The sequence below is a fragment of the Kluyvera sichuanensis genome (assembly GCF_040930405.1).
Lineage (GTDB): Bacteria > Pseudomonadota > Gammaproteobacteria > Enterobacterales > Enterobacteriaceae > Kluyvera > Kluyvera sichuanensis.
Map to the genome: position 1 here is coordinate 4,877,460 of NZ_CP162271.1, position 23,097 is coordinate 4,900,556.

General features: G+C 55.4%; 26 protein-coding genes. 16 read left to right on the top strand and 10 right to left on the bottom strand.

The window, feature by feature from the left end:
• Nucleotides 1-4: 4 nt before the first annotated feature.
• Nucleotides 5-607, bottom strand: a complete 603-nt coding sequence (locus AB2B48_RS23145) for a peroxiredoxin (RefSeq protein ID WP_064547849.1) — start codon at nucleotides 605-607, stop codon at nucleotides 5-7.
• Between the two features lie 169 nt (nucleotides 608-776).
• Nucleotides 777-1,358 (bottom strand): ACP phosphodiesterase, encoded by a 582-nt coding sequence (gene acpH / locus AB2B48_RS23150; RefSeq protein WP_185667178.1) that lies wholly within the window; start codon nucleotides 1,356-1,358, stop codon nucleotides 777-779.
• A 91-nt stretch (nucleotides 1,359-1,449) separates the two neighbouring features.
• Here acpH and queA point away from each other — a divergent pair, with 91 nt between their 5' ends.
• The 7 genes from queA (at nucleotide 1,450) to AB2B48_RS23185 (ending at nucleotide 7,773) form a co-directional block, all read left to right on the top strand.
• A complete protein-coding gene (gene queA / locus AB2B48_RS23155; protein ID WP_185667177.1) occupies nucleotides 1,450-2,520 on the top strand; it encodes a tRNA preQ1(34) S-adenosylmethionine ribosyltransferase-isomerase QueA in 1,071 nt (356 codons plus the stop codon).
• A gap of 53 nt (nucleotides 2,521-2,573) precedes the next feature.
• Nucleotides 2,574-3,701, top strand: a complete 1,128-nt coding sequence (gene tgt / locus AB2B48_RS23160; protein WP_123649993.1) for a tRNA guanosine(34) transglycosylase Tgt — start codon at nucleotides 2,574-2,576, stop codon at nucleotides 3,699-3,701.
• Nucleotides 3,702-3,723: 22 nt separating this feature from the next.
• Nucleotides 3,724-4,056, top strand: coding sequence for a preprotein translocase subunit YajC (gene yajC / locus AB2B48_RS23165; protein WP_123649994.1), 333 nt, complete (start codon nucleotides 3,724-3,726; stop codon nucleotides 4,054-4,056).
• A gap of 27 nt (nucleotides 4,057-4,083) precedes the next feature.
• Entirely contained in the window at nucleotides 4,084-5,931 is a 1,848-nt protein-coding gene (gene secD, locus AB2B48_RS23170) for a protein translocase subunit SecD (RefSeq protein ID WP_185667176.1), read from the top strand.
• 10 nt (nucleotides 5,932-5,941) lie between these two features.
• The gene (gene secF, locus AB2B48_RS23175; RefSeq protein ID WP_368300376.1) at nucleotides 5,942-6,913 is read left to right on the top strand and encodes a protein translocase subunit SecF; all 972 of its coding nucleotides are present in this window, start codon (nucleotides 5,942-5,944) and stop codon (nucleotides 6,911-6,913) included.
• Nucleotides 6,914-7,029: 116 nt separating this feature from the next.
• The gene (yajD, locus tag AB2B48_RS23180; protein ID WP_035895149.1) at nucleotides 7,030-7,377 is read left to right on the top strand and encodes an HNH nuclease YajD; all 348 of its coding nucleotides are present in this window, start codon (nucleotides 7,030-7,032) and stop codon (nucleotides 7,375-7,377) included.
• 288 nt (nucleotides 7,378-7,665) lie between these two features.
• Nucleotides 7,666-7,773: a type I toxin-antitoxin system toxin Ldr family protein gene (locus AB2B48_RS23185; RefSeq protein ID WP_368300377.1), complete on the top strand. Its 108-nt coding sequence runs from the start codon at nucleotides 7,666-7,668 to the stop codon at nucleotides 7,771-7,773.
• An 89-nt stretch (nucleotides 7,774-7,862) separates the two neighbouring features.
• Here AB2B48_RS23185 and AB2B48_RS23190 read toward each other — a convergent pair whose 3' ends face one another.
• Both AB2B48_RS23190 and AB2B48_RS23195 read right to left on the bottom strand, forming a co-directional pair.
• The gene (locus tag AB2B48_RS23190) at nucleotides 7,863-8,723 is read right to left on the bottom strand and encodes a nucleoside-specific channel-forming protein Tsx (protein ID WP_220439702.1); all 861 of its coding nucleotides are present in this window, start codon (nucleotides 8,721-8,723) and stop codon (nucleotides 7,863-7,865) included.
• 299 nt (nucleotides 8,724-9,022) lie between these two features.
• Nucleotides 9,023-9,565 carry a DUF3251 domain-containing protein gene (locus tag AB2B48_RS23195; RefSeq protein ID WP_368300378.1) on the bottom strand — a complete coding sequence of 181 codons (543 nt, stop codon included), beginning with the start codon at nucleotides 9,563-9,565 and terminating at the stop codon, nucleotides 9,023-9,025.
• Nucleotides 9,566-9,716: 151 nt separating this feature from the next.
• On the opposite strand from AB2B48_RS23195, the gene nrdR reads away from it, so the two are divergent.
• The 7 genes from nrdR to AB2B48_RS23230 all read left to right on the top strand — a co-directional run bounded on the left by nrdR (nucleotide 9,717) and on the right by AB2B48_RS23230 (nucleotide 15,059).
• The gene (gene nrdR / locus AB2B48_RS23200) at nucleotides 9,717-10,166 is read left to right on the top strand and encodes a transcriptional regulator NrdR (RefSeq protein ID WP_052283888.1); all 450 of its coding nucleotides are present in this window, start codon (nucleotides 9,717-9,719) and stop codon (nucleotides 10,164-10,166) included.
• A 3-nt stretch (nucleotides 10,167-10,169) separates the two neighbouring features.
• Nucleotides 10,170-11,273 (top strand): bifunctional diaminohydroxyphosphoribosylaminopyrimidine deaminase/5-amino-6-(5-phosphoribosylamino)uracil reductase RibD, encoded by a 1,104-nt coding sequence (gene ribD, locus AB2B48_RS23205; RefSeq protein WP_368300379.1) that lies wholly within the window; start codon nucleotides 10,170-10,172, stop codon nucleotides 11,271-11,273.
• 85 nt (nucleotides 11,274-11,358) lie between these two features.
• Nucleotides 11,359-11,829: a 6,7-dimethyl-8-ribityllumazine synthase gene (gene ribE, locus AB2B48_RS23210; protein ID WP_001021161.1), complete on the top strand. Its 471-nt coding sequence runs from the start codon at nucleotides 11,359-11,361 to the stop codon at nucleotides 11,827-11,829.
• Between the two features lie 19 nt (nucleotides 11,830-11,848).
• Entirely contained in the window at nucleotides 11,849-12,268 is a 420-nt protein-coding gene (nusB, locus tag AB2B48_RS23215) for a transcription antitermination factor NusB (RefSeq protein WP_185667171.1), read from the top strand.
• Nucleotides 12,269-12,344: 76 nt separating this feature from the next.
• Nucleotides 12,345-13,316 carry a thiamine-phosphate kinase gene (gene thiL / locus AB2B48_RS23220; protein WP_368300380.1) on the top strand — a complete coding sequence of 324 codons (972 nt, stop codon included), beginning with the start codon at nucleotides 12,345-12,347 and terminating at the stop codon, nucleotides 13,314-13,316.
• Nucleotides 13,309-13,800, top strand: coding sequence for a phosphatidylglycerophosphatase A (gene pgpA / locus AB2B48_RS23225; protein WP_368300381.1), 492 nt, complete (start codon nucleotides 13,309-13,311; stop codon nucleotides 13,798-13,800). The genes thiL and pgpA overlap by 8 nt, the downstream gene beginning before the upstream one ends.
• A 278-nt stretch (nucleotides 13,801-14,078) precedes the next feature.
• Complete coding sequence (locus AB2B48_RS23230) at nucleotides 14,079-15,059, top strand: IS110 family transposase (RefSeq protein WP_368301999.1); 981 nt, start codon at nucleotides 14,079-14,081, stop codon at nucleotides 15,057-15,059.
• Between the two features lie 108 nt (nucleotides 15,060-15,167).
• Here AB2B48_RS23230 and AB2B48_RS23235 read toward each other — a convergent pair whose 3' ends face one another.
• The 4 genes from AB2B48_RS23235 to xseB all read right to left on the bottom strand — a co-directional run bounded on the left by AB2B48_RS23235 (nucleotide 15,168) and on the right by xseB (nucleotide 19,229).
• Nucleotides 15,168-16,142 carry an aldo/keto reductase gene (locus AB2B48_RS23235; protein ID WP_333010117.1) on the bottom strand — a complete coding sequence of 325 codons (975 nt, stop codon included), beginning with the start codon at nucleotides 16,140-16,142 and terminating at the stop codon, nucleotides 15,168-15,170.
• Nucleotides 16,143-16,205: 63 nt separating this feature from the next.
• Complete coding sequence (gene dxs / locus AB2B48_RS23240) at nucleotides 16,206-18,068, bottom strand: 1-deoxy-D-xylulose-5-phosphate synthase (RefSeq protein WP_368300382.1); 1,863 nt, start codon at nucleotides 18,066-18,068, stop codon at nucleotides 16,206-16,208.
• Between the two features lie 18 nt (nucleotides 18,069-18,086).
• Nucleotides 18,087-18,986, bottom strand: coding sequence for a (2E,6E)-farnesyl diphosphate synthase (gene ispA, locus AB2B48_RS23245; protein WP_333010121.1), 900 nt, complete (start codon nucleotides 18,984-18,986; stop codon nucleotides 18,087-18,089).
• Nucleotides 18,987-19,229 (bottom strand): exodeoxyribonuclease VII small subunit, encoded by a 243-nt coding sequence (gene xseB, locus AB2B48_RS23250; protein WP_035894270.1) that lies wholly within the window; start codon nucleotides 19,227-19,229, stop codon nucleotides 18,987-18,989.
• Nucleotides 19,230-19,429: 200 nt separating this feature from the next.
• Here xseB and thiI point away from each other — a divergent pair, with 200 nt between their 5' ends.
• Complete coding sequence (thiI, locus tag AB2B48_RS23255) at nucleotides 19,430-20,878, top strand: tRNA uracil 4-sulfurtransferase ThiI (RefSeq protein WP_185667164.1); 1,449 nt, start codon at nucleotides 19,430-19,432, stop codon at nucleotides 20,876-20,878.
• A 72-nt stretch (nucleotides 20,879-20,950) separates the two neighbouring features.
• Here thiI and yajL read toward each other — a convergent pair whose 3' ends face one another.
• Together yajL and panE are read right to left on the bottom strand one after the other, a co-directional pair.
• A complete protein-coding gene (gene yajL, locus AB2B48_RS23260) occupies nucleotides 20,951-21,544 on the bottom strand; it encodes a protein deglycase YajL (protein WP_185667163.1) in 594 nt (197 codons plus the stop codon).
• Complete coding sequence (panE, locus tag AB2B48_RS23265) at nucleotides 21,507-22,418, bottom strand: 2-dehydropantoate 2-reductase (protein ID WP_368300383.1); 912 nt, start codon at nucleotides 22,416-22,418, stop codon at nucleotides 21,507-21,509. The genes yajL and panE overlap by 38 nt, the downstream gene beginning before the upstream one ends.
• Before the next feature lie 159 nt (nucleotides 22,419-22,577).
• Between panE and AB2B48_RS23270 the strand changes: the two genes are divergently transcribed.
• Complete coding sequence (locus AB2B48_RS23270) at nucleotides 22,578-23,069, top strand: YajQ family cyclic di-GMP-binding protein (RefSeq protein WP_220439711.1); 492 nt, start codon at nucleotides 22,578-22,580, stop codon at nucleotides 23,067-23,069.
• Nucleotides 23,070-23,097: the final 28 nt, after the last annotated feature.

Below are 23,097 nucleotides of genomic sequence, written 5' to 3' on the forward strand. Positions count from 1 at the left end.
CCGATTACAGGCTAGAAACGTTCTCGCTCAGGTACTTAGCAACGCCATCTGGAGACGCGTTCATGCCTTCTTTCCCTTTTTCCCACTGCGCCGGGCACACTTCGCCGTGCTGCTCGTGGAACTGCAGCGCATCTACCATACGCAGCATTTCGTCGATGTTACGGCCCAGCGGCAGGTCGTTAACCACCTGGTGGCGAACCACGCCGTTAGCGTCGATCAGGAAGGAGCCGCGCAGCGCAACGCCTTCGTCTGGATGTTCGATGCCGTAAGCTTTCTGAATTTCGCGTTTAACGTCGGCAACCATTGCGTATTTCACTGCACCGATGCCGCCTTTGTCGACAGGGGTGTTACGCCATGCGTTGTGAACGAATTCGGAGTCAAAAGAGACGCCAACCACTTCAACGCCGCGCTTCTGGAACTCTTCGTAACGTTTGTCGAAGGCAATCAGCTCGGACGGGCAGACGAAGGTGAAGTCCATCGGCCAGAAGAACAGAACGGTGGCTTTACCCTGGGTGTGCTGTTTGAAATTGAATTTCTCAACGATTTCACCGTTGCCCAGTACCGCTGCTGCGGTGAAGTCAGGCGCTTGACGAGTAACCAGAACCATGGGGTTCTCCTTTGAATTTATAAGGTTAATGGAACGCAACGCGGGCCAGTATAGGGAGGGTAAGCGGGGAACACAAAAAGACTATGACGATTAATAAGATAGGATTCACCTATCAATTATTATTTTACCAAAGGAATAAGCATAGCCGTTCCGTGGCCCGATGCAAGCCCTACAGCGCTTTGTTTTTCGCCTGTGCCATCATCTGCGGATAGAACTGCCAGAAACGCGTTTCCAGCGCATCATAGTGCGCGTCGAGGTCATGCCATGAATCGCGCAGCGCATCGAGCTTCGGGCGACGGCTGGCCATCCCGTTCAGCACCCGCTGGATAAAGTCCATCTCACCGTAGCGCTCCAGCCAGCGTTCAGACCACAGATGTTCGTTCAGCGTCAGAAAGCGTTCTGGCGCGTCCGGAAGGATCGTGGTGACTTCGGCACGGGCGTAGCGGGTAAACTCGGGCAGGGCTATCTCCGGCGAGATTTGTGCCCAGTGGCGCGAAAGGAAATGGTCCCACATGACGTCGAGGGTAATCGGTGCGACGCGGCGCGTTTCGGGACGGAACCATTCGCGCGCTTCTTTTACCTGCGGCAAATTATCGGTCATCACGTCAATGCGGCGATGCATATAGATGCCGTCAACGATGTCGGCCGGGTAATCCTGCTGCGGGTTACCGCGAACAAAATCTGCCAGCAGGTTTCCCGATAGCGAGCTATTGGCCAGGTGCGCGAGATGCAGGTGAGCGAGAAAATTCATTGTTAAACGTTTATCCGGAGGGGTAAGGGTTGCAGGGATGTCTCCCCGGCACTAGACTACCCGCCTCATTATTAAGCCCAGAGTCACAGTCATGCGCGTTGCCGATTTCTCCTTTGAACTACCCGAATCCCTGATTGCCCACTATCCACAAGCTGAGCGTAGCAGCTGTCGCTTGCTCTCTCTGGACGGGCCGACGGGCGCGCTGACGCACGGTACTTTCACCGATTTGCTCGACAAGCTCAACCCTGGCGATCTGCTGGTCTTTAACAATACCCGCGTGATCCCGGCGCGCCTGTTTGGCCGTAAAGCCAGCGGCGGCAAGATTGAAGTACTGGTCGAGCGTATGCTGGATGATAAACGTATTCTGGCACATATTCGCGCCTCTAAGGCGCCGAAGCCGGGTGCGGAACTGCTGCTGGGCGATGATGAAAGCATTAAGGCAACGATGGTTGCGCGTCATGATGCGCTGTTTGAAGTCGAGTTCGACGACGAGCGCAGCGTGCTGGATATTCTGAACGCTATCGGCCACATGCCGCTGCCGCCGTACATCGACCGTCCGGACGAAGACGCTGACCGCGAGCTGTATCAGACCGTTTATAGCGAAAAACCAGGTGCCGTTGCGGCACCGACCGCGGGCCTGCACTTCGACGAACCGCTGCTGGCGAAGCTTCGTGAAAAGGGCATCGAGATGGCGTTTGTCACCCTGCACGTGGGCGCGGGTACTTTCCAGCCGGTGCGCGTCGACAGCATTGAAGACCACATCATGCACTCCGAATACGCGGAAGTGCCGCAGGACGTGGTTGATGCGGTACTGGCGGCGAAAGCGCGCGGCAACCGCGTGATTGCCGTTGGCACCACCTCCGTTCGCTCGCTGGAAAGCGCAGCGCAGGCGGCAAAAGATGAGCTGATTGCGCCGTTCTTCGGCGACACGCAAATCTTTATTTTCCCAGGCTACCAATACCAGGTGATTGATGCACTGGTGACCAACTTCCACTTGCCAGAATCGACGCTGATTATGCTGGTGTCCGCTTTTGCCGGTTATCAGCACACCATGAACGCCTATAAGGCTGCTGTAGAACAAAAATATCGCTTTTTTAGTTACGGTGATGCCATGTTTATCACGTACAATCCGCAGGCTATTTTTGAGCGTGTCGGGGAGTAAGTTCCCGGCATGAGAATTTAACGTCGGACTGTTTTTCTGACGCAGGAGTAAAGATGAAATTTGAACTGGATACCACAGACGGTCGCGCCCGCCGCGGCCGCCTGGTTTTTGATCGTGGCGTAGTTGAAACGCCTGCCTTTATGCCGGTGGGTACCTACGGCACCGTTAAGGGCATGACGCCGGAAGAAGTAGAAGCGACCGGCGCGCAAATCATTCTTGGCAACACCTTCCACTTGTGGCTGCGTCCGGGCCAGGAAATCATGAAGCTGCACGGTGACCTGCACGATTTCATGCAGTGGAAAGGACCAATCCTGACCGATTCCGGCGGCTTCCAGGTCTTCAGCCTGGGCGATATCCGTAAAATCACCGAGCAGGGCGTGCACTTCCGCAACCCTATCAACGGCGACCCGATCTTCCTCGATCCAGAAAAATCGATGGAAATTCAGTACGATCTCGGTTCCGATATCGTGATGATTTTCGATGAATGTACGCCGTACCCGGCGGATTGGGACTACGCCAAGCGCTCGATGGAAATGTCTCTGCGCTGGGCTAAACGTAGCCGCGACCGTTTCGATGGCCTTGGCAACAAAAATGCGTTGTTTGGCATCATTCAGGGCAGCGTTTACGAAGATTTACGTGATATCTCCGTCAAAGGTCTGGTGGAGATTGGCTTTGATGGCTACGCTGTCGGCGGCCTGGCGGTAGGTGAACCGAAAGAAGACATGCACCGTATCCTGGAGCACGTTTGCCCGCAGATCCCTGCTGACAAACCGCGTTACCTGATGGGCGTTGGCAAACCAGAGGACCTGGTTGAAGGCGTTCGTCGCGGTATCGATATGTTTGACTGCGTTATGCCAACGCGTAACGCCCGTAACGGTCATCTCTTTGTGACCGACGGTGTGGTGAAAATCCGTAATGCTAAACATAAGAGCGATACCAGCACGCTTGATGCCGAGTGTGATTGCTACACCTGTCGCAATTATTCGCGTGCATACTTGCATCATCTTGACCGTTGCAACGAAATATTGGGCGCGCGCCTCAATACCATTCATAATCTTCGCTACTATCAGCGCTTAATGGCTGGTTTACGCAAGGCTATTGAAGAGGGTAAATTAGAGAGCTTCGTGACCGATTTCTACCAACGCCAGGGGCGTACCGTTCCACCTTTGAACGTTGATTAATTTTAATAATGAGGGAATTTGAATGAGCTTTTTTATTTCTGATGCGGTAGCAGCAACCGGGGCTCCGTCGCAGGGCAGCCCGATGTCTCTGATTCTGATGCTGGTGGTTTTCGGCCTGATCTTCTATTTCATGATCCTGCGTCCACAGCAAAAACGTACCAAAGAGCATAAAAACCTGATGAGCTCCATCGCGAAAGGCGATGAAGTACTGACGAACGGTGGCCTGGTGGGTCGTGTGACCAAAGTAGCGGAAACTGGCTACATTGCTATCGCACTGAACGACACCACTGAAGTGGTTATCAAACGTGACTTCGTAGCTGCCGTTCTGCCGAAAGGCACCATGAAGGCGCTGTAATATTTCGTTTTCCCAAAGGGAACTGCCGTGTTAAACCGTTATCCTTTGTGGAAGTATGTCATGCTGATCGTCGTTATTGTCGTCGGTCTGCTGTATGCGCTTCCCAACCTGTATGGTGAGGATCCGGCCGTTCAAATCACTGGCGTGCGCGGCGTCGCCGCCAGTGAGCAAACGCTGATCCAGGTCCAGAAAACGTTACAAGAAGAAAAAATTACCGCTAAGTCTGTGGCACTGGAAGAGGGCGCTATTCTTGCGCGCTTCGACACCACCGACATCCAGCTGCGTGCGCGTGAAGCGCTGGTAAACGTGCTGGGTGACAAATACGTCGTGGCGCTTAACCTTGCTCCGGCAACACCGCGCTGGCTGGCTGCGATTAACGCAGAGCCAATGAAGCTCGGTCTTGACCTGCGTGGTGGTGTGCACTTCCTGATGGAAGTGGATATGGACACTGCGCTGGGCAAACTCCAGGAGCAAAATATCGATAGCCTGCGCAGTGACCTGCGTGAAAAAGGCATTCCTTATACTACCGTTCGCAAAGAAGACAACTACGGTCTGAGCATCACTTTCCGTGATAGCAATGCGCGTGATGAAGCGATCTCTTATCTGAGCAAGCGCCATCAGGATCTGGTGATTTCCAGCCAGGGTAGCACTGCCCTGCGTGCGGTGATGACCGATGCTCGCCTGAGCGAAGCCCGCGAATATGCGGTTCAGCAGAACATCAACATTCTGCGTAACCGTGTTAACCAGCTGGGCGTTGCTGAGCCAGTGGTTCAGCGTCAGGGTGCTGACCGCATCGTGGTTGAACTGCCAGGTATTCAGGACACCGCGCGTGCGAAAGAGATTCTGGGTGCGACTGCGACCCTGGAATTCCGTCTGGTAAACACCAACGTTGACCAGGCTGCGGCTGCCTCTGGCCGCGTGCCGGGCGACTCCGAAGTGAAAGATACCCGTGAAGGTCAGCCAGTTGTGCTGTACAAGCGCGTGATTCTGACCGGTGACCATATCACCGACTCCACTTCAAGCCAGGATGAGTACAACCAGCCGCAGGTTAACATCTCGCTCGATAGCGCGGGTGGTAACATCATGTCTAACTTCACCAAGGACAACATCGGTAAGCCGATGGCGACCCTGTTCGTGGAGTACAAAGACAGCGGTAAGAAAGATGCTAACGGTCGCGCCATTCTGGTGAAACAGGAAGAGGTGATTAACATCGCCAACATCCAGTCTCGCCTGGGCAACAGCTTCCGTATTACCGGTATCAGCAACCCGAACGAAGCGCGTCAGCTCTCTCTGCTGCTGCGTGCCGGTGCGCTGATTGCACCGATTCAGATTGTTGAAGAACGTACTATCGGCCCAACCCTGGGTATGCAGAACATCAAGCAAGGTCTGGAAGCGTGTCTGGCCGGTCTGGTGGTCTCTATCCTGTTCATGCTCTTCTTCTATAAGAAGTTCGGTCTGATCGCGACAAGCGCACTGCTGGCTAACCTGGTACTGATCGTCGGTATCATGTCACTGCTGCCGGGCGCGACGTTGAGTATGCCGGGTATCGCGGGGATTGTGTTAACCCTTGCGGTCGCGGTCGATGCTAACGTACTGATCAACGAACGTATCAAAGAAGAACTGAGTAACGGACGTTCGGTACAACAGGCAATCAACGAGGGCTATGCCGGCGCGTTCAGTTCCATCTTCGATGCGAACATTACGACGCTGATTAAAGTCCTGATCCTGTATGCAGTCGGCACCGGGGCAATTAAAGGGTTCGCGATTACTACCGGTATCGGTGTGGCAACGTCGATGTTTACCGCGATTGTCGGTACGCGTGCCATCGTAAACCTGTTGTATGGCGGCAAGCGCGTCAAAAAGCTGTCAATCTGAGGAGTGCGATGTGGCACAGGAATATACTGTTGAACAATTAAACCACGGCCGTAAAGTCTATGACTTTATGCGCTGGGACTACTGGGCTTTCGGCATCTCAGGTTTCCTGCTGATCGCGGCCATCGTGGTGATGGGCGTACGCGGGTTTAACTGGGGGCTCGATTTCACCGGTGGTACGGTGATTGAAATTACGCTGGAAAAACCGGCGGACATGGACTTGATGCGCGATGCGCTGGAGAAAGCGGGCTTCGTTGATCCGCTTCTGCAGAACTTCGGCAGCAGCCATGACATCATGGTACGTATGCCACCAACCAAAGGTGCGGATGGTGGCCAGGTACTGGGTAGCAAAGTGCTGAGTGTGATTAACGAATCCACCAGTCAGAATGCTGCCGTGAAGCGTATCGAATTCGTTGGGCCAAGCGTGGGGGCCGATCTGGCGCAAACCGGTGCTATGGCGCTGATCGTCGCGCTGATCTCTATCCTGGTGTACGTCGGTTTCCGCTTTGAGTGGCGACTGGCGGCAGGTGTGGTTATCGCGCTGGCGCACGACGTTATCATTACGCTCGGGATCCTGTCGTTGTTCCATATCGAGATTGACCTGACCATCGTGGCATCGTTGATGTCGGTCATCGGTTACTCGCTGAACGACAGTATCGTGGTATCTGACCGTATTCGTGAAAACTTCCGCAAGATTCGTCGCGGTACGCCGTACGAAATCTTTAACGTGTCGCTGACCCAGACGCTGCACCGTACGTTGATTACGTCCGGTACCACGTTAGTGGTTATTCTGATGCTGTACCTCTTCGGTGGTCCGGTACTGGAAGGCTTCTCGCTGACTATGCTTATCGGTGTCTCCATCGGTACCGCATCGTCTATCTACGTAGCCTCGGCGCTGGCGCTGAAGCTGGGTATGAAGCGTGAGCATATGCTGCAGCAGAAAGTGGAGAAAGAAGGGGCGGATCAGCCGTCAATTCTGCCGTAATCTGTCGCACTGAGGGCACGAATAAAAGCCGCAACGCCGTAGGGTGTTGCGGCTTTTTTATTGCCCATTTAGACTGTGTGTATTCCCTTACATTGAACACGACATATCGAGTCATTATGGCCATCATCCCAAAAAACTACGTGCGGCTGGAAAGCGGCTACCGAGAAAAAGCGCTGAAACTGTTTCCGTGGGTCTGCGGGCGCTGTTCGCGCGAGTTCGTCTACTCCAACCTGCGTGAGCTGACGGTTCACCATATGGACCACGACCACACCAATAACCCGGAAGATGGCAGCAACTGGGAGCTATTGTGTCTGTTCTGCCACGATCACGAACACTCGAAGTACACCGAGGCGGATCAGTACGGTTCCACAGTCGTTGCTGGGGAAGATGCGCAGAAAGACGTGGGTGAGGCGACCTACAACCCGTTCGCTGACCTGAAAGCGATGCTGAACAAAAAGAAATAGCCGACGTGCTGTAATGCGTACATGGTTACTGGAATCCCGATCGCAAGGTCGGGATTTTTTTGTTTTTAGGCCATGTCGATGCTGGTGAGCAGAGTAGAATCAGCGGCAAGCCGGATATCCCGGTGAGGCGCAGTGTTGCGGGGGCTTGATCCCCGGTGGCCTTGTCGCTGGAAAGAGAAAACCCCCGCACATTGTTCGGTATTCACCGGCAACATAACGGGGGCAATCCTATCTCTAGACAAGTTGAGGATAGCCGCGAACCGTTGCCATTGCAACCAAGGCGGCTGTATGACGCTCACGGAAGTTTGCATTATTGTCTGGCACGATCTGGCCGCACCTACGCTGGTCGATATTGCGACAGGTCTGTTTTTAGGCTGGTGGCATAGTCAGAGATAAGACGAGGTGGGCGAACCTGCCGCCCGCGTGGCAGCATGCGCCCGAAACAGGCCAGAGGGAAACCTCTGGCCTTTTTTGCGGTGTCGAACTTAGAAGTTGTAACCTACAACAAAGTAACCACCCCAACCGGTAGACTTGGCGCTGAAATCGCCTTCACCCCAGTTCAAAGTAGAACCTGCTTTCCACTGGCCACCACTATGGAAGTAACGGGCAACGACGGAGTAGTGCCAGTGATCGTAGTTCAGGGCCAGAATGTGGCTGGATGCGATGGAGTTGCTGGTACGGTTCGGTTCGTCGCCGAGATCGGAACCCCAGTCGAAGTTGGTGAAACCGATATAGCTCAGCTTGCCGCCCCACAGGTCACTGATTGGCACAAAGTATTTCACTTTGAAGCGGTAGCCATCCCACTCGTTTTCGTTCGCGGCACCGTAGTTTTGCCACTGGTATTTGGCATACACGTTCAGGGACAGGCTCATCGGCAGGCCGGTGTCGATATCGGTACCCAGACCCATATACCAGGTGCTCTGACGGCCATCTTCGTTACGACCCATGTCGTAGATGTAGTTATTGGCGAAATACCATTCTTTGAATGGACCGAAGCTCAGATCGGTTCCTGTCAGTTTATCGATGGAGAAGCGTGGTTCAATTTCCATAAACAGCGGAGAACCATGGTTCCAGATACCTTTCGCAGTGCTGTTACCGCCGAAGAACACTGGTGCATCCATGTAGCCATAGAAGTCGAACCAATCTTTTTTCGCAAAAGCTTCGTATTCCAGATAGGTATCGTTACGGATCTGCGGCGAGAAGCGGGTGTGATAGCTACCCACCACGTTTACGCTCTGATGCCACCAGTCGGAGACATACTGAGGTTGAGAGTCGCCTGCTGCGTTAGCAGTGAAAGATGCGGAGAGCGCCAGTGCAGCACCGGCTGCTAATAATGTTTTTTTCATATTTGTGCCACTAATAAAAAAAATCGAAAGAGAGTGATTTTTATCACCGAAGTTTTTCTAAATGTTTCGTGTTTCTGCGAGCCTATTATATGAATCCTTGCTCACGAAAATCAGTCATAGTTCACACATTTTTCAAGCGCGTAATCGATTGCGTTCACGTTTGCGTAGTTTAGACGCCGCGATTGTACTGATGGGGTGAATTATTGCAAATGTTTACATACGAGAAATGTGTTTCAGGCGGGGGGCAGAGAAGGCAAATTCAGGAGGAAGTAGTGTTACAACTCCCTCCTGTAGAACGGTTACTGTGCGTTGGCAGGCTGCACGTCGTGAATACGAACAAAGCCGAGTTGCTCAGGTGTAACGCCGTTGAGCTGCAGCGGGATATCGACGTCGCTCGGTGCCAGCACGCTTGCCGGCGCGGAGAAGAGCTGATTCTGCACGTTGACCTCTTGATACTGCTCGGTTGTGCCCTGAATCTGACCCCACTCGACGGTGCCGGTGAAGGCCGGGAGCGCCTCGTTTGATTCCCCCTGAATGCGCAGCGTCACCGCCGTGCCCTGAGCGTTAGCGGCGATATTGCGCAATGACATGCGCAGAGTGCCCACCTGGCTGTTCAGACGGGCAGGGGTGTTCGCGCCGGGAAGCAGGTAGACACCGCGCGTAGACTTCGCATTCAGCGCGTTTTGCTGGGTGATTTTCACCGTCTCTTTATTCAGCTGCGTCATCTCGGTACTGAGCGCGCTAATGCTTTGGTGCATCTGCTTGACTTCAGACTGTTGCGCGCAGGCGCTCAGGCTGACGAGGCTTCCCAGCAGGGCGATTCTTAGGTAACGTCTTGTCATGCTGTCTGTTTCCTTCTCTTCGGGATAACGCAATGGTAGCGCGCAATACGGCATCTGGCATCGATCCTTTGTCTCAAAAAGCGCTGCGCCTTTGTTGTATCCGCAGTTCAGGGTAAAATAGATTCCCATCACCTCATCGTCAGGACGTCGTATGCACTGCCCATTCTGTTTCGCCGTAGACACTAAAGTCATTGACTCCCGTCTCGTGGGAGAAGGTTCTTCCGTTCGCCGCCGTCGGCAATGCCTGGTGTGCAATGAGCGCTTTACCACCTTTGAAGTGGCAGAACTGGTGATGCCGCGCGTGGTGAAAAGCAACGACGTGCGTGAACCGTTTAATGAAGATAAGCTGCGTAGCGGTATGCTGCGCGCCCTGGAAAAACGCCCGGTCAGTTCCGATGATGTGGAAATGGCGATTAACCATATCAAATCGCATCTGCGCGCGACCGGTGAACGTGAAGTGCCGAGCAAGCTGCTGGGTAACCTGGTCATGGAACAGCTGAAAAAGCTCGATAAAGTGGCCTATATCCGCTTTGCGTCGGTTTACCGCAGCTTCGAAGATATTAAAGAATTTGGCGAAGAGATCGCCCGCTTACAGGACTAAGCTATGCACGATGAAATGTACATGGCGCGCGCGCTAAAGCTGGCGCAACGCGGTCGCTTTACCACGCATCCCAACCCACGCGTGGGCTGCGTGATTGTCAATCAGGGCGAAATTGTCGGCGAAGGTTTCCACTATCGCGCCGGTGAACCGCATGCGGAAGTGCACGCGCTGCGCATGGCGGGTGATAAAGCGAAAGGCGCTACCGCCTATGTGACGCTCGAACCGTGCAGTCACCATGGCCGCACGCCGCCGTGTTGTGACGCGCTGATTGCCGCGGGCGTTTCCCGCGTCGTCGCCGCCATGCAGGACCCAAATCCGCAGGTTGCAGGGCGCGGGCTGTACCGCCTGCAGCAGACCGGTATTGAAGTCAGCCACGGTCTGATGATGAGCGAAGCCGAAGCGTTGAACAAAGGCTTCCTCAAGCGGATGCGCACCGGTTTCCCTTACATCCAACTGAAGCTTGGCGCATCGCTCGACGGCCGTACGGCGATGGCCAGCGGTGAAAGCCAATGGATTACCTCGCCGCAGGCGCGACGCGACGTGCAGCGCCTGCGCGCAGAAAGCCACGCGATTCTAACCAGCAGCGCGACGGTGCTGGCGGATGACCCAGCGCTGACCGTGCGTTGGGACGAGCTCAATGCCGAAACGCAGGCGCTCTACCCGCAGGAAAATCTGCGTCAGCCGTTGCGCATCGTTATTGATAGCGGCAACCGCGTCACGCCGGAGCACCGCATTGTGCAGCAGCCGGGTGAGACGTTGTTTGCGCGCACCGAGGATGATACTCGCGTGTGGCCGGAAGGCGTGCAAACGCTGAAAATACCGGAGCACAACGGTCACCTCGATCTGGTGCTGCTGATGATGCAACTGGGCAAACAACAGATTAACAGCATCTGGGTGGAGGCGGGGCCAACGCTTGCTGGTGCGCTGATTCAGGCGGGGCTGGTCGACGAGCTTATCGTCTATATCGCGCCTAAACTATTAGGAAGCGATGGGCGGGGATTATGTGTGCTGCCAGGCCTTGAGAAACTGGCCGATGCCCCCCATTTCAAATTCAACGAGATACGCCAGGTAGGCCCGGATGTGTGCCTGCATTTAACCACTGCGTGAGGCTTTCCGAATTAGAGGAAGCAGCGCCCAGAATATTATGATAAAATCCGCCCCCCTGCGGGGCAAATGAACCCAAAGGAAGAGTATGAACATTATTGAAGCTAACGTTGCTACCCCGGACGCTCGCGTCGCCATCACCATCGCGCGTTTCAACAACTTTATCAATGACAGCCTGCTGGAAGGTGCTATCGACGCCCTGAAGCGCATTGGTCAGGTTAAAGATGAAAACATCACCGTTGTTTGGGTTCCAGGTGCTTATGAACTGCCTCTGGCGGCTGGCGCACTGGCAAAAACCGGTAAATACGATGCGGTGATCGCGCTGGGTACAGTTATCCGTGGCGGTACTGCGCACTTCGAATATGTTGCTGGCGGGGCAAGCAATGGCCTGGCGCACGTCGCTCAGGACAGCGAAATCCCGGTAGCCTTTGGTGTTCTGACCACCGAAAGTATTGAACAAGCCATCGAACGCGCTGGCACAAAAGCCGGTAACAAAGGTGCAGAAGCTGCACTGACCGCGCTTGAAATGATTAATGTATTGAAAGCCATCAAGGCCTGATTTTTGTAAGGGGAAATCCGTGAAACCTGCTGCTCGTCGCCGCGCCCGTGAGTGTGCCGTCCAGGCACTCTACTCCTGGCAGTTGTCCCAGAACGACATCTCCGATGTTGAATACCAGTTCCTGGCGGAACAAGACGTTAAAGATGTCGACGTCGTGTACTTCCGTGAGCTGCTGTCCGGGGTGGCGACTAACAGCGCGTACCTCGACGGATTGATGAAGCCATACCTGTCCCGTATGCTCGAAGAGCTGGGCCAGGTAGAGAAAGCCGTACTGCGCATCGCGCTGTTCGAGCTGTCGAAGCGTGATGATGTGCCATACAAAGTGGCTATCAACGAAGCTATCGAACTGGCAAAAACCTTTGGCGCTGAAGACAGCCACAAGTTTGTCAACGGCGTGCTGGATAAAGCCGCTCCTGCTATTCGTCCCCACAAAAAGTAATCTTCAGGCCGGGCTTTGCCGAATCTCTTTCTGGCGAATCCCGGCCTTGTTTTATCCTTCTGCTGAGGCATAACGTATGGCATGCGGCGAATTCTCCCTGATTGCCCGTTATTTTGACCGAGTACGAAACGCCCGTCTTGATGTAGAAACCGGAATCGGCGACGACTGCGCGTTACTCAATATTCCCGAAAAACAGACCCTGGCTATCAGCACCGACACGCTGGTGGTGGGCAACCATTTCCTTCCTGATATCGACCCGGCTGACCTGGCCCACAAAGCGCTGGCGGTAAACCTGAGCGATTTAGCCGCAATGGGTGCAGACCCAGCCTGGCTGACGCTTGCGTTGACGCTGCCCGCGGTGGATGAAGCCTGGCTGGCGGCGTTTAGTGACAGGCTGTTTGAGCTGTTAAGCTACTACGATATGCAGTTAATCGGCGGCGACACCACCAAAGGGCCGCTGTCGATGACGCTGGGTATTCACGGCTACGTGCCGGTGGGCCGCGCGCTGAAACGTTCGGGCGCAAAACCGGGTGATTGGATCTACGTGACCGGCACGCCCGGTGACAGCGCGGCGGGTCTGGCGTTGATTCTGAATCAACTGACGATTGAAAACCCTGAAGATGCAGCCTATCTGCGTCAGCGCCATCTGCGTCCGACGCCGCGTATCCTGCAAGGGCAGGCGCTGCGCGACCTGGCAAACTCGGCTATCGATCTCTCCGACGGTCTGATTTCCGATCTGGGGCATATCCTAAACGCCAGCGGTGTAGGGGCTCGCGTTGACCTCGATCTGCTGCCGTACTCGGATGCGCTGCGTCGCCATGTACCACCGGAGCAGGCGTGCCGCTGGGCGCTTTCCGGCGGTGAAGACTATGAGCTCTGCTTTACCGTTCCAGAACTGAACCGCGGCGCGCTTGAAGTGGCGCTGGGTCAACTGGGCACACCGTTTACCTGCATTGGGCAAATCAGCGCTGATGTAGAAGGACTGCATTTCACCCAGGAGGGGAAAGCGGTGCAGCTCGACTGGAAGGGATACGATCATTTTGGCTAAGTACGATGAAGCAAAAAGCCGTCTGAATTTACGCAACCCCTGGCACCTGCTGGCAACGGGATTTGGCAGCGGTCTGAGCCCGGTAATGCCGGGTACGGCTGGCTCGATTGCCGCCATTCCCTTCTGGTACGTGCTGACGTTATTGCCGCTACAGCTCTATTCGCTGGTGGTGATGTTCGGTATTTGTATCGGCGTTTATATCTGCCGCCGTACGGCGCGTGATATGGGCACGCATGACCACGGTAGCATCGTCTGGGATGAGTTTATCGGCATGTGGATCACGCTGATGGCGATTCCGGTCATCAACTGGCAGTGGGTATTGGCGGGGTTTGTGGTGTTCCGTATTTTTGATATGTGGAAGCCCTGGCCTATTCGCTGGTTCGACCGAAACGTCCATGGTGGAATGGGGATTATGGTCGACGATGTTATCGCCGGGGTGATTTCGGCGGCGATACTGTTTGTGGTGGGGCATTACATTCTGTGATGTTACTGTAGCCCGGCCGAGCAGAGCGACGCCGGGGAGGGTACGGAGCTGCTCCGGGGTCGGCGTGACCGCCTCGCCCGGGCTTGTATGATTACCTCGTCAGAAAGAACCGGCCAGTTCTCTCTGATGGCGGTCCGGATGCCGTGCCCGGGCTTAGGCTTTCACGCCTGTACCGTAGATATTCTGCACCGGTCCGCCGTTCTTTCTCATGTGACAAACCGGACAGTATCATGGACCGGTTTTTACCGGTAATCCGCATTCGCAAGGTGGGTTTCACTATGGAATATGAACTGTACTTCATCGGCATTGATGTCGCTAAAACTAAACTTGATGTTGATATCCTTCGCCCTGATGGCCGCCATCTCTGTAAAAAGTTTGCCAATACTCCCCCGGGCTATGAGGACCTGGTCCGCTGGCTTCGTAGCCATGAGGTGAGCCATGCTCATGTCTGCATGGAGTCTACCAGCACCTACATGGAAGACGCTGCCGCCCATCTGAGCGATGCCGGGTATACCGTCTCCATCATCAACCCTTCCCTGAGCGCTGCCTTTGCCCGCAGTGAAGGGCTGCGCAACAAAACCGACAAAGTGGACGCTCGTATGCTGGCTCACTTCTGCCGGGAGAAAAAGCCGCCAGCATGGGAAGCGCCGCACCCGACAGAGCGGGCCCTGAAAGCGCTGGTGCTACGACATCAGTCGCTGACAGAGATGCAGACTCAGGAGAAAAACCGCCAGGAAACTGCACCGGAAGTACAGCTGGAGAGCATTGATGTTCTCCTGCAGTGTCTGGGAGCAGAGCTGAGGCGCATTGAAAAACAGATAAAAGACCTGGCGGACAACGACCCGGATATGAAACAACGGCGGAAGCTGCTGAGCAGTATCCCGGGGATAGGAGAGAAAACCGCCGCGGTGCTGCTGGCGTACACGGGACTGAAGCTGAGGTTCGCCACTGCGCGGCAGTTCGCAGCGTATGCAGGACTGACGCCGAAGCAGCATGAGTCGGGGAGCAGCGTGATGCGAACAAGCAGGATGAGCAAAGCAGGACCGGTTCATCTGCGCGGAGCGTTATATATGCCGGCGATGTCAGCGTTGTATCACACGGCATGGGGAAAAGCGTTCAGGGAAAGGCTGGAAGGTAACGGGAAGCGACCGAAAGTGATAATAGGTGCAATGATGCGTAAGCTGGCGCAGGTGGCCTATGGGGTATTAAAGTCAGGAAAAACGTTCGATGCGTTGCAGCATGGGATGCCTGTAGTATAAAGGCGGACGGGGAAGTGATAACAGCGCCAGAAGGCGCTGTTAAAGTTATGCCTGCAATCCGGGAAGCAACGGTGAAAAGGAGTTGCTGCCGCTCACAGTATCTACAGATTATTTGAACCCAACCACCGGATGCGGCTGATACGGCGCTTCCATCGAGGCAATCTGCTCCGGCGTCAGCGTAATATCCACCGCACTCAACAGCTCATCCAACTGCTCCTCGCGCGACGCCCCAATAATCGGTGCCGCCACCCCCGGTTTACTCAGCAGCCATGCCAGCGCCGTCTGCGCTCGGCTGGCTTCAACTTCCTGCGCGACTCGCTCCAGTTCCCCGGCAATCTGCTCATCGTTCTCTTCGGTTGAGCTGTACAGCGTTTGCCCAAACTCGTCGGAGACCAGTCTGGCGGTCGTTTCTCCCCACGGGCGCGTCAGGCGACCACGCGCCAACGGGCTCCACGGAATCACCGCTACTCCTTCCTGAGTGCAGAGCGGCAGCATATCGCGCTCCTCTTCCCGGTAGATCAGATTGTAGTGATCCTGCATGGTGACAAAGGGCGTCCAGCCGTTGGTTTTTTGCAGCGCCAGCGCGTGGGCAAACTGACGAGCGTGCATTGACGAGGCGCCAATAAATCGCGCCTTACCGGATTTCACCACCTCATCCAGTGCTTCCAGCGTCTCTTCAATGGGCGTGCGGTAGTCCCAGCGGTGAATCTGCAGTAGATCGACATAGTCCATCCCGAGGCGCTTTAAGCTATCGTCGATGGAGCGGAGAATTTGCGCGCGGGACAGACCTTCTTCAAGGTCACCCACTTGATGATAAACCTTGGTGGCGACCACCACTTCATCACGGCGAGCGAAATCGCGCAGTGCACGGCCGACGATCTCTTCGCTGCTGCCGTCAGAATAGCTATTAGCGGTGTCGAAAAAGTTGATGCCGCCTTCGATGGCGCGCTGGATGATGGGGCGGCTGCTGTCTTCCGGAAGCGTCCAGGCGTGTTTACCCCGATCCGGTTCGCCGAAGGTCATACAGCCAAGGCAAAGACGAGAGACCCGAAGGCCGGTGTGTCCTAACGTATCGTATTGCATGAATCAGCTCCTGCTAGCGGGTAAGCGGTTTACCTTTAAGCATAGCAGGAGCGATGGGGAGGATTATGCTAGCCAGCCCGCGATCTTCGCTTCGATACCGGCGGCATCCAGGCCGAGGTCGGCGCGCGCCTCTTCCTGCGTACCCTGCGGGATGAAGAAGTCAGGCAGACCAATATTGAGTACCGGCACCGGTTTACGATGCGCCATCAGCACGTCGTTGACGCCGCTACCCGCGCCGCCGATGATGGCGTTCTCTTCCAGCGTCACCAGCGAGTCGTGGCGCGCGGCCATCTCGAGGATCAGGCTTTCATCCAGCGGTTTCACAAAGCGCATATCAACCAGCGTGGCGTTGAGTTTCTCGGCGACGATTTCCGCTTCGGCCAGCAGGGTACCGAAGTTGAGGATCGCCAGCTTCTCGCCTTCGCGTTTAATTACGCCTTTGCCGAGCGGCAGTTTTTCCAGCGGCTGAAGTTTAGCACCGGTACCGCAGCCGCGCGGATAGCGTACCGCGCTTGGGCCGTCGCTGTAGTGATAGCCGGTATAGAGCATCTGGCGGCATTCGTTTTCATCGCTTGGCGTCATGATGACAAAGTCAGGGATGCAGCGCAGATAGGAGATATCAAACGCCCCCTGGTGCGTCTGCCCATCGGCACCGACGATGCCCGCGCGATCGATAGCGAACAGCACCGGCAGCTTCTGGATAGCCACATCGTGGATCACCTGATCGTAGGCGCGCTGCAGGAAGGTAGAGTAGATAGCCACGATCGGTTTATAGCCGCCAATCGCCAGGCCCGCGGCGAAGGTCACCGCGTGCTGCTCGGCAATCGCTACGTCGAAATACTGGTCAGGGTATTTTTTCGAGAACTCCACCATGCCGGAGCCTTCGCGCATCGCTGGCGTCACCGCCATCAGCTTGCCGTCTTTCGCCGCGGTTTCGCACAGCCAGTCACCGAAAATTTTCGAGTATGACGGCAGGCCACCGCTGCTTTTTGGCAGCTTACCGCTGGTGTGATCGAACTTCGGCACCGCGTGGAAGGTGATAGGATCTTTCTCGGCCGGCTCATAGCCACGGCCTTTTTTGGTCATGATGTGCAGGAACTGCGGGCCTTTCAGGTCGCGCATGTTCTTGAGCGTATTCACCAGCCCCAGTACGTCGTGACCGTCAACCGGCCCGATGTAGTTGAAACCCAGCTCTTCAAACAGCGTGCCTGGTACTACCATGCCTTTGATATGTTCTTCGGTACGCTTGAGCAGCTCTTTAATCGGCGGTACGCCGGAGAAGACTTTCTTGCCGCCTTCACGCAGGGAAGAGTAGAGCTTGCCGGAAAGCAGCTGCGCCAGATGGTTGTTCAGCGCGCCGACGTTCTCAGAGATAGACATCTCGTTGTCGTTCAGCACGACCAGCATATCGGGTTTGATATCGCCCGCGTGGTTCATCGCTTCAAACGCCATACCGGCGGTAATTGCGCCATCGCCAATCACGCAGACGGTACGACGCTGTTTGTTCTCTTTACCCGCCGCAACCGCAATACCAATACCGGCGGAAATCGAGGTCGAGGAGTGACCGACGCTCAGCACGTCGTACTCGCTCTCGCCGCGCCACGGGAACGGGTGCAGGCCACCTTTCTGGCGAATGGTGTCAATTTTGTCGCGACGGCCGGTCAGAATTTTGTGCGGATAGGCCTGGTGGCCGACGTCCCAGATAAGCTGGTCGAACGGCGTGTTATAGACGTAGTGCAGCGCCACGGTGAGCTCCACCGTGCCAAGCCCGGAGGCGAAGTGTCCGCTGGAACGGCTCACGCTGTCGAGCAGGTAACGACGCAGCTCGTCACACAGCTTCGGCAGGCTCTCTTTTGGCAGCAGGCGCAATTCCTGAGTGGAATCGACCAGCGCCAGGGTCGGGTATTTGGCAATATCAAAACTCATCTGAGACTCATTTATGGTTTATTTGTCGCGCAGGATGATGTAGTTCGCTAGCGCTTCCAGTGCTGTGGTATCCAGTGATTGTGCGGCCAGCTCGGTAAGAGACTGACGGGCATCGGCAATAAGGTCACTGGCTTTAGTCCGGGCTTGCTCAAGACCCAGTAGTGCAGGATAGGTGCTCTTGCCGAGCTGCTGGTCGGCACCCTGGCGCTTTCCGAGGGTCGCAGTATCGCCCACCACATCCAGAATGTCATCCTGAACCTGGAACGCCAGCCCGATGCTTTCGGCATACTTATCCAGTAGCGGCAGCGCCCTGCGGCCCTGTTCACCTGCGCTGAGTGCGCCCAGGCGAACGGCGGCACGGATTAGTGCACCGGTCTTATGACGGTGAATGCGCTCCAGCATTTCCAGATTAACCTGTTGGCCTTCGGCTTCCAGATCCAGCGCTTGCCCCCCGCACATGCCCGCCACACCGCTGGCGGTTGCCAGCTCGGAGAGCATTGCCAGACGATCGCGATCGGAGACTTCACTCATCGGCGCATCACTCAGTATAGAAAACGCCAGCGTTTGCAGCGCATCCCCGGCCAGAATGGCGCTCGCCTCACCAAATTTAATATGGCAGGTTGGCTGACCACGACGCAGGTCGTCATCGTCCATGGCCGGGAGATCGTCATGCATCAATGAATAGGCGTGAATGCACTCGACCGCCGCTGCTGGCGCATCCAGCGTAGCGAGGCTAACGCCGAACATCTGCCCGGTGGCGTACACCAGGAACGGGCGCAGGCGTTTACCGCCTAATAGTGCGCCATACTGCATGGCATCAACCAGTGGAGTGTTCTGAAACGGCAGTGGCGCAATAAAACGGCGCAGCGCGTCGTTTGCCTGCTCAACGCAGGCATTCAGCTGTTGCGAAAAATCCATTTATTCAGCGTCCGGCGTGAAAGGCTCTAGTGGGGAATCTTCGTTATCGGCCAGCAGGATCTGCACGCGTTGTTCCGCTTGCTGCAGTTTCGTCTGCCCCTGACGTGCCAGCTGCACGCCACGTTCGAATTCATTCAGCGCCTCTTCCAGAGGAAGGGAGCCGCTTTCCAGACGGTTAACAATTTGCTCCAGCTCGGTTAAAGCGGTCTCGAAACTGGCCGGGGCTTCGTTTTTCTTTGGCATAGTGAATGTTTGGCTCTTGTTATGTCGCGACTGCGTCTATGGTAACGGAGTCTGGGTGTGAAGCAAATAACACGCAATGGTAAGCGGGATGATGGTATACTCCGCGTCCTGGACGCAGGTGCCCTCGCTATGAAACGGTACGCTGCGATACATCTTTTTGCCTAAAGCCCCGTCGGGCTTGCCAACGAACCATTGCCGCCATGAAGTTTATCATTAAATTGTTCCCGGAAATCACCATCAAAAGCCAAACTGTGCGTTTGCGCTTTATTAAAATTTTAACCGGGAACATTCGTAACGTTCTTAAAAACTACGATGAAACGCTTGCCGTCGTTCGCCATTGGGACCACATCGAAGTGCGTTCTAAAGATGAAGACAAACGTCTGGTGCTTCGCGACGCGCTGACCCGTATTCCGGGTATCCACCATATTCTGGAAGTCGAAGACGTTCCGTTTACCTCGCTGCACAATATTTTTGAGCAGACGCTGCCGCTGTGGCGTGAAGCGCTGGAAGGTAAATCGTTCTGCGTACGCGTTAAGCGTCGTGGTAAGCACGAATTCACGTCCATTGAAGTGGAGCGTTACGTTGGCGGCGGCCTGAATCAGCACATCGAGACGGCGCGCGTGAAGCTGACTAATCCAGACGTGACCGTTAACCTCGAAATCGAGAATGACCGTCTGCTACTGGTGAAAGGGCGCTACGAAGGTATTGGCGGCTTCCCGATTGGTACTCAGGAAGACGTGCTGTCGCTGATCTCCGGCGGCTTCGACTCCGGCGTGTCCAGCTATATGCTGATGCGTCGCGGCTGTCGCGTGCACTACTGCTTCTTCAACCTCGGCGGCGCGGCCCATGAAATCGGCGTTCGTCAGGTCGCGCATTACCTGTGGAACCGTTTCGGTAGCTCACACCGCGTGCGTTTCGTGGCGATCAACTTCGAGCCGGTGGTTGGCGAAATTCTCGAGAAAGTGGAAGACGGCCAGATGGGTGTCGTGCTGAAGCGCATGATGGTCCGTGCGGCATCGCAAGTGGCTGAGCGCTACGGCGTACAGGCGTTGGTCACCGGCGAAGCGCTGGGTCAGGTGTCCAGCCAGACGCTGACCAACCTGCGTCTTATTGATAACGTCTCTGATACCCTGATCCTGCGTCCGCTGATTTCTCACGATAAAGAGCACATCATCAATCTGGCGCGTGAAATCGGTACTGAAGACTTTGCCCGCACCATGCCGGAATACTGCGGCGTGATTTCGAAGAGCCCAACCATCAAAGCGGTGAAGGCGAAAATCGAAGCGGAAGAAGCAAACTTCGATTTTGCGATTCTGGATAAAGTGGTTGCCGAAGCGAATAACGTCGATATCCGCGAAATCGCGCAGCAGACTCAGCAAGACGTGGTGGAAGTTGAAACCGTCAGCGGCTTTAGCGACAACGACGTGATTCTGGATATCCGCTCCATTGACGAGCAGGACGATAAACCGCTGAAGCTGGAAGGCGTGGAAATCGCTTCTCTGCCGTTCTACAAGCTGAGCACCCAGTTCGGCGACCTCGACCAGAGCAAAACCTACCTGCTGTGGTGTGAGCGCGGTGTGATGAGCCGCCTGCAGGCGCTTTATCTGCGTGAGCAGGGCTTTACCAACGTTAAGGTTTACCGCCCATAACTAAAAAAACCGGCCTGGCCGGTTTTTTATATCAGGTAGCCCGGCTGAGCAGAGCGACGCCGGGTTTTGCACCTACTCTTCGTAGAAGTTATAAATCCCCGCCGCCATCACCAGCTGTGATGCAATTTCGTACGCTTTTTCACGCCCGACCAGCAGGTCGATAATCTTCAGCCCGAAATCAATCGATGTGCCCGGCCCCTGGCTGGTTAGCAGGTTGACGCGCGGGTCCCAGACCACACGCTTATCTTGCCACTGACCTTCAGGGATTTGGTCTTTCAGCGCCGGGAAACCGGTCATATTGCCGATAGGGAAGAGCTCATGGGGCACCAGCACGGTGGCGGCTGCCGCGCAGATAGCGGCGACAATACGCCCGGAGTTGTGAAATTGCCTCACCGTTTCTACCAGCAGAGGGCTATCGCGGAAGCACTCCGCGCCTTTTATACCGCCCGGTAGGATGATGATATCGAAATCGCCGTCTGCCACTTCGACCAGCGGGGCATCAGCCAGCAGCTTAACGCCGCGGGAGCAGGTAATGGTCAGGTTGCCATCACCGGCGACGCTGGCGGTGGTGACGCTGATCCCGCCACGCACTAACAGATCGATAGTGGTGACGGCTTCCATCTCTTCACTACCAGGAGCGAGGCAAATCAGTGCCGACGCGCTCATATTCACTCTCCTTACGTTTAACCTGTTCATACAGGCGGGTATTTTCCGGCACCGGAATGCCGTGCGCCCGCGCGCGCTTGAGCAGGAAACCGGTGATATAGTCGATTTCCGTATGCCGAAGTGCGCGGATGTCCTGCAGCATGGAGGAAATGTTCTCCGCCGTCAGATCAATCACCTGGTTAACATAAAATAACAGACTTTCCGGAGAGGTATGAAATCCTTCCCGCGTCATGGTCATCGCCACTTCATCGCAAATACGCGCCACCTGCTCCTGATGATGACGAAGTTCACCGTTAGGGCAGTTCATCAGCGCCGTCATCGGATTAATCACGCAGTTTACGGCGAGCTTACGCCACATGGCGGAGTGAATATTGTCGTGCCAGGCTACGTCCGGCAACACCTCCTGGAGGGTTTCCGCCAGCTGGCTGTAGTCGTCATCGTAGCGTTTAGCTGGGCCGATGTGAGTGGTGCCGTTGGCGACATGAATAATGATATTGCCGTCGCGGCGGGCGGCCAGCGTGGTTGCCCCCAGCAGAATCGGCTGGCGCAGGCCGTTAAGCTCCTGCAGCGTCCCCATACCGTTATGAATCAGCAAAATGGGCGTCGTTGCCGGAAGCGTCGCCGCCAGGCTTCTGACCGCGTCTGACACCTGCCAGGCTTTGAGGGTCACCAGCAGCAGATCGCTCTGCGCCAGGAAGTCGGGGTCATTGGCGATAAATGAGTGGTTGAATACGCTACCGTCCAATTCCATCACGTTGACGCTACAGTATGGCTGAGGTACGCGTAGCCATCCTTGTACTTCAAATCCTTTTTTATGGAGCGCGGTCATCCAGAGTTGGCCTAGCGCGCCACATCCCAAAACGGTAATTTTCAAACATCCTCCTTACCACACCAGATGCTGCTGGTATGTCATACTTCACGCGAGCACTCGAATGAGTATAGCGTTATCAACTAAGCTTCCGGGGATAACAAGTTGAGTTATGCCGTGTTGCAGGTATTATGCAACGCAAAAGAAACTAAGGGAGGGGAAAAGATGCCATCTTTCGATATTGTCTCTGAAGTCGATCTTCAGGAAGCGCGTAACGGCGTGGATAACGCAGCCCGTGAGGTTGAATCTCGCTTCGATTTTCGCGGCGTAGAAGCGAAAATTGAGCTTAACGAAGCGAATAAGACCATTAAGGTGCTGAGCGAGTCTGATTTCCAGGTGAACCAGCTGCTGGATATCCTGCGCGCTAAGCTGCTCAAGCGCGGCATCGAAGGCACATCTCTTGATGTACCGGAAGAGTTCGTCCACAGCGGGAAAACCTGGTTTGTGGAAGCGAAGCTGAAGCAGGGCATTGAAAGCGCGATTCAGAAGAAAATCGTTAAGCTTATCAAAGACAACAAACTGAAGGTGCAGGCGCAGATTCAGGGCGAAGAGATTCGTGTAACCGGGAAATCCCGCGACGATCTGCAGGCCGCGATGGCGCTGGTGCGCGGCGGCGACCTCGGTCAGCCGTTCCAGTTTAAAAACTTCCGCGACTAACCGTGAAAGTACTGCCCGCACGCTGCTG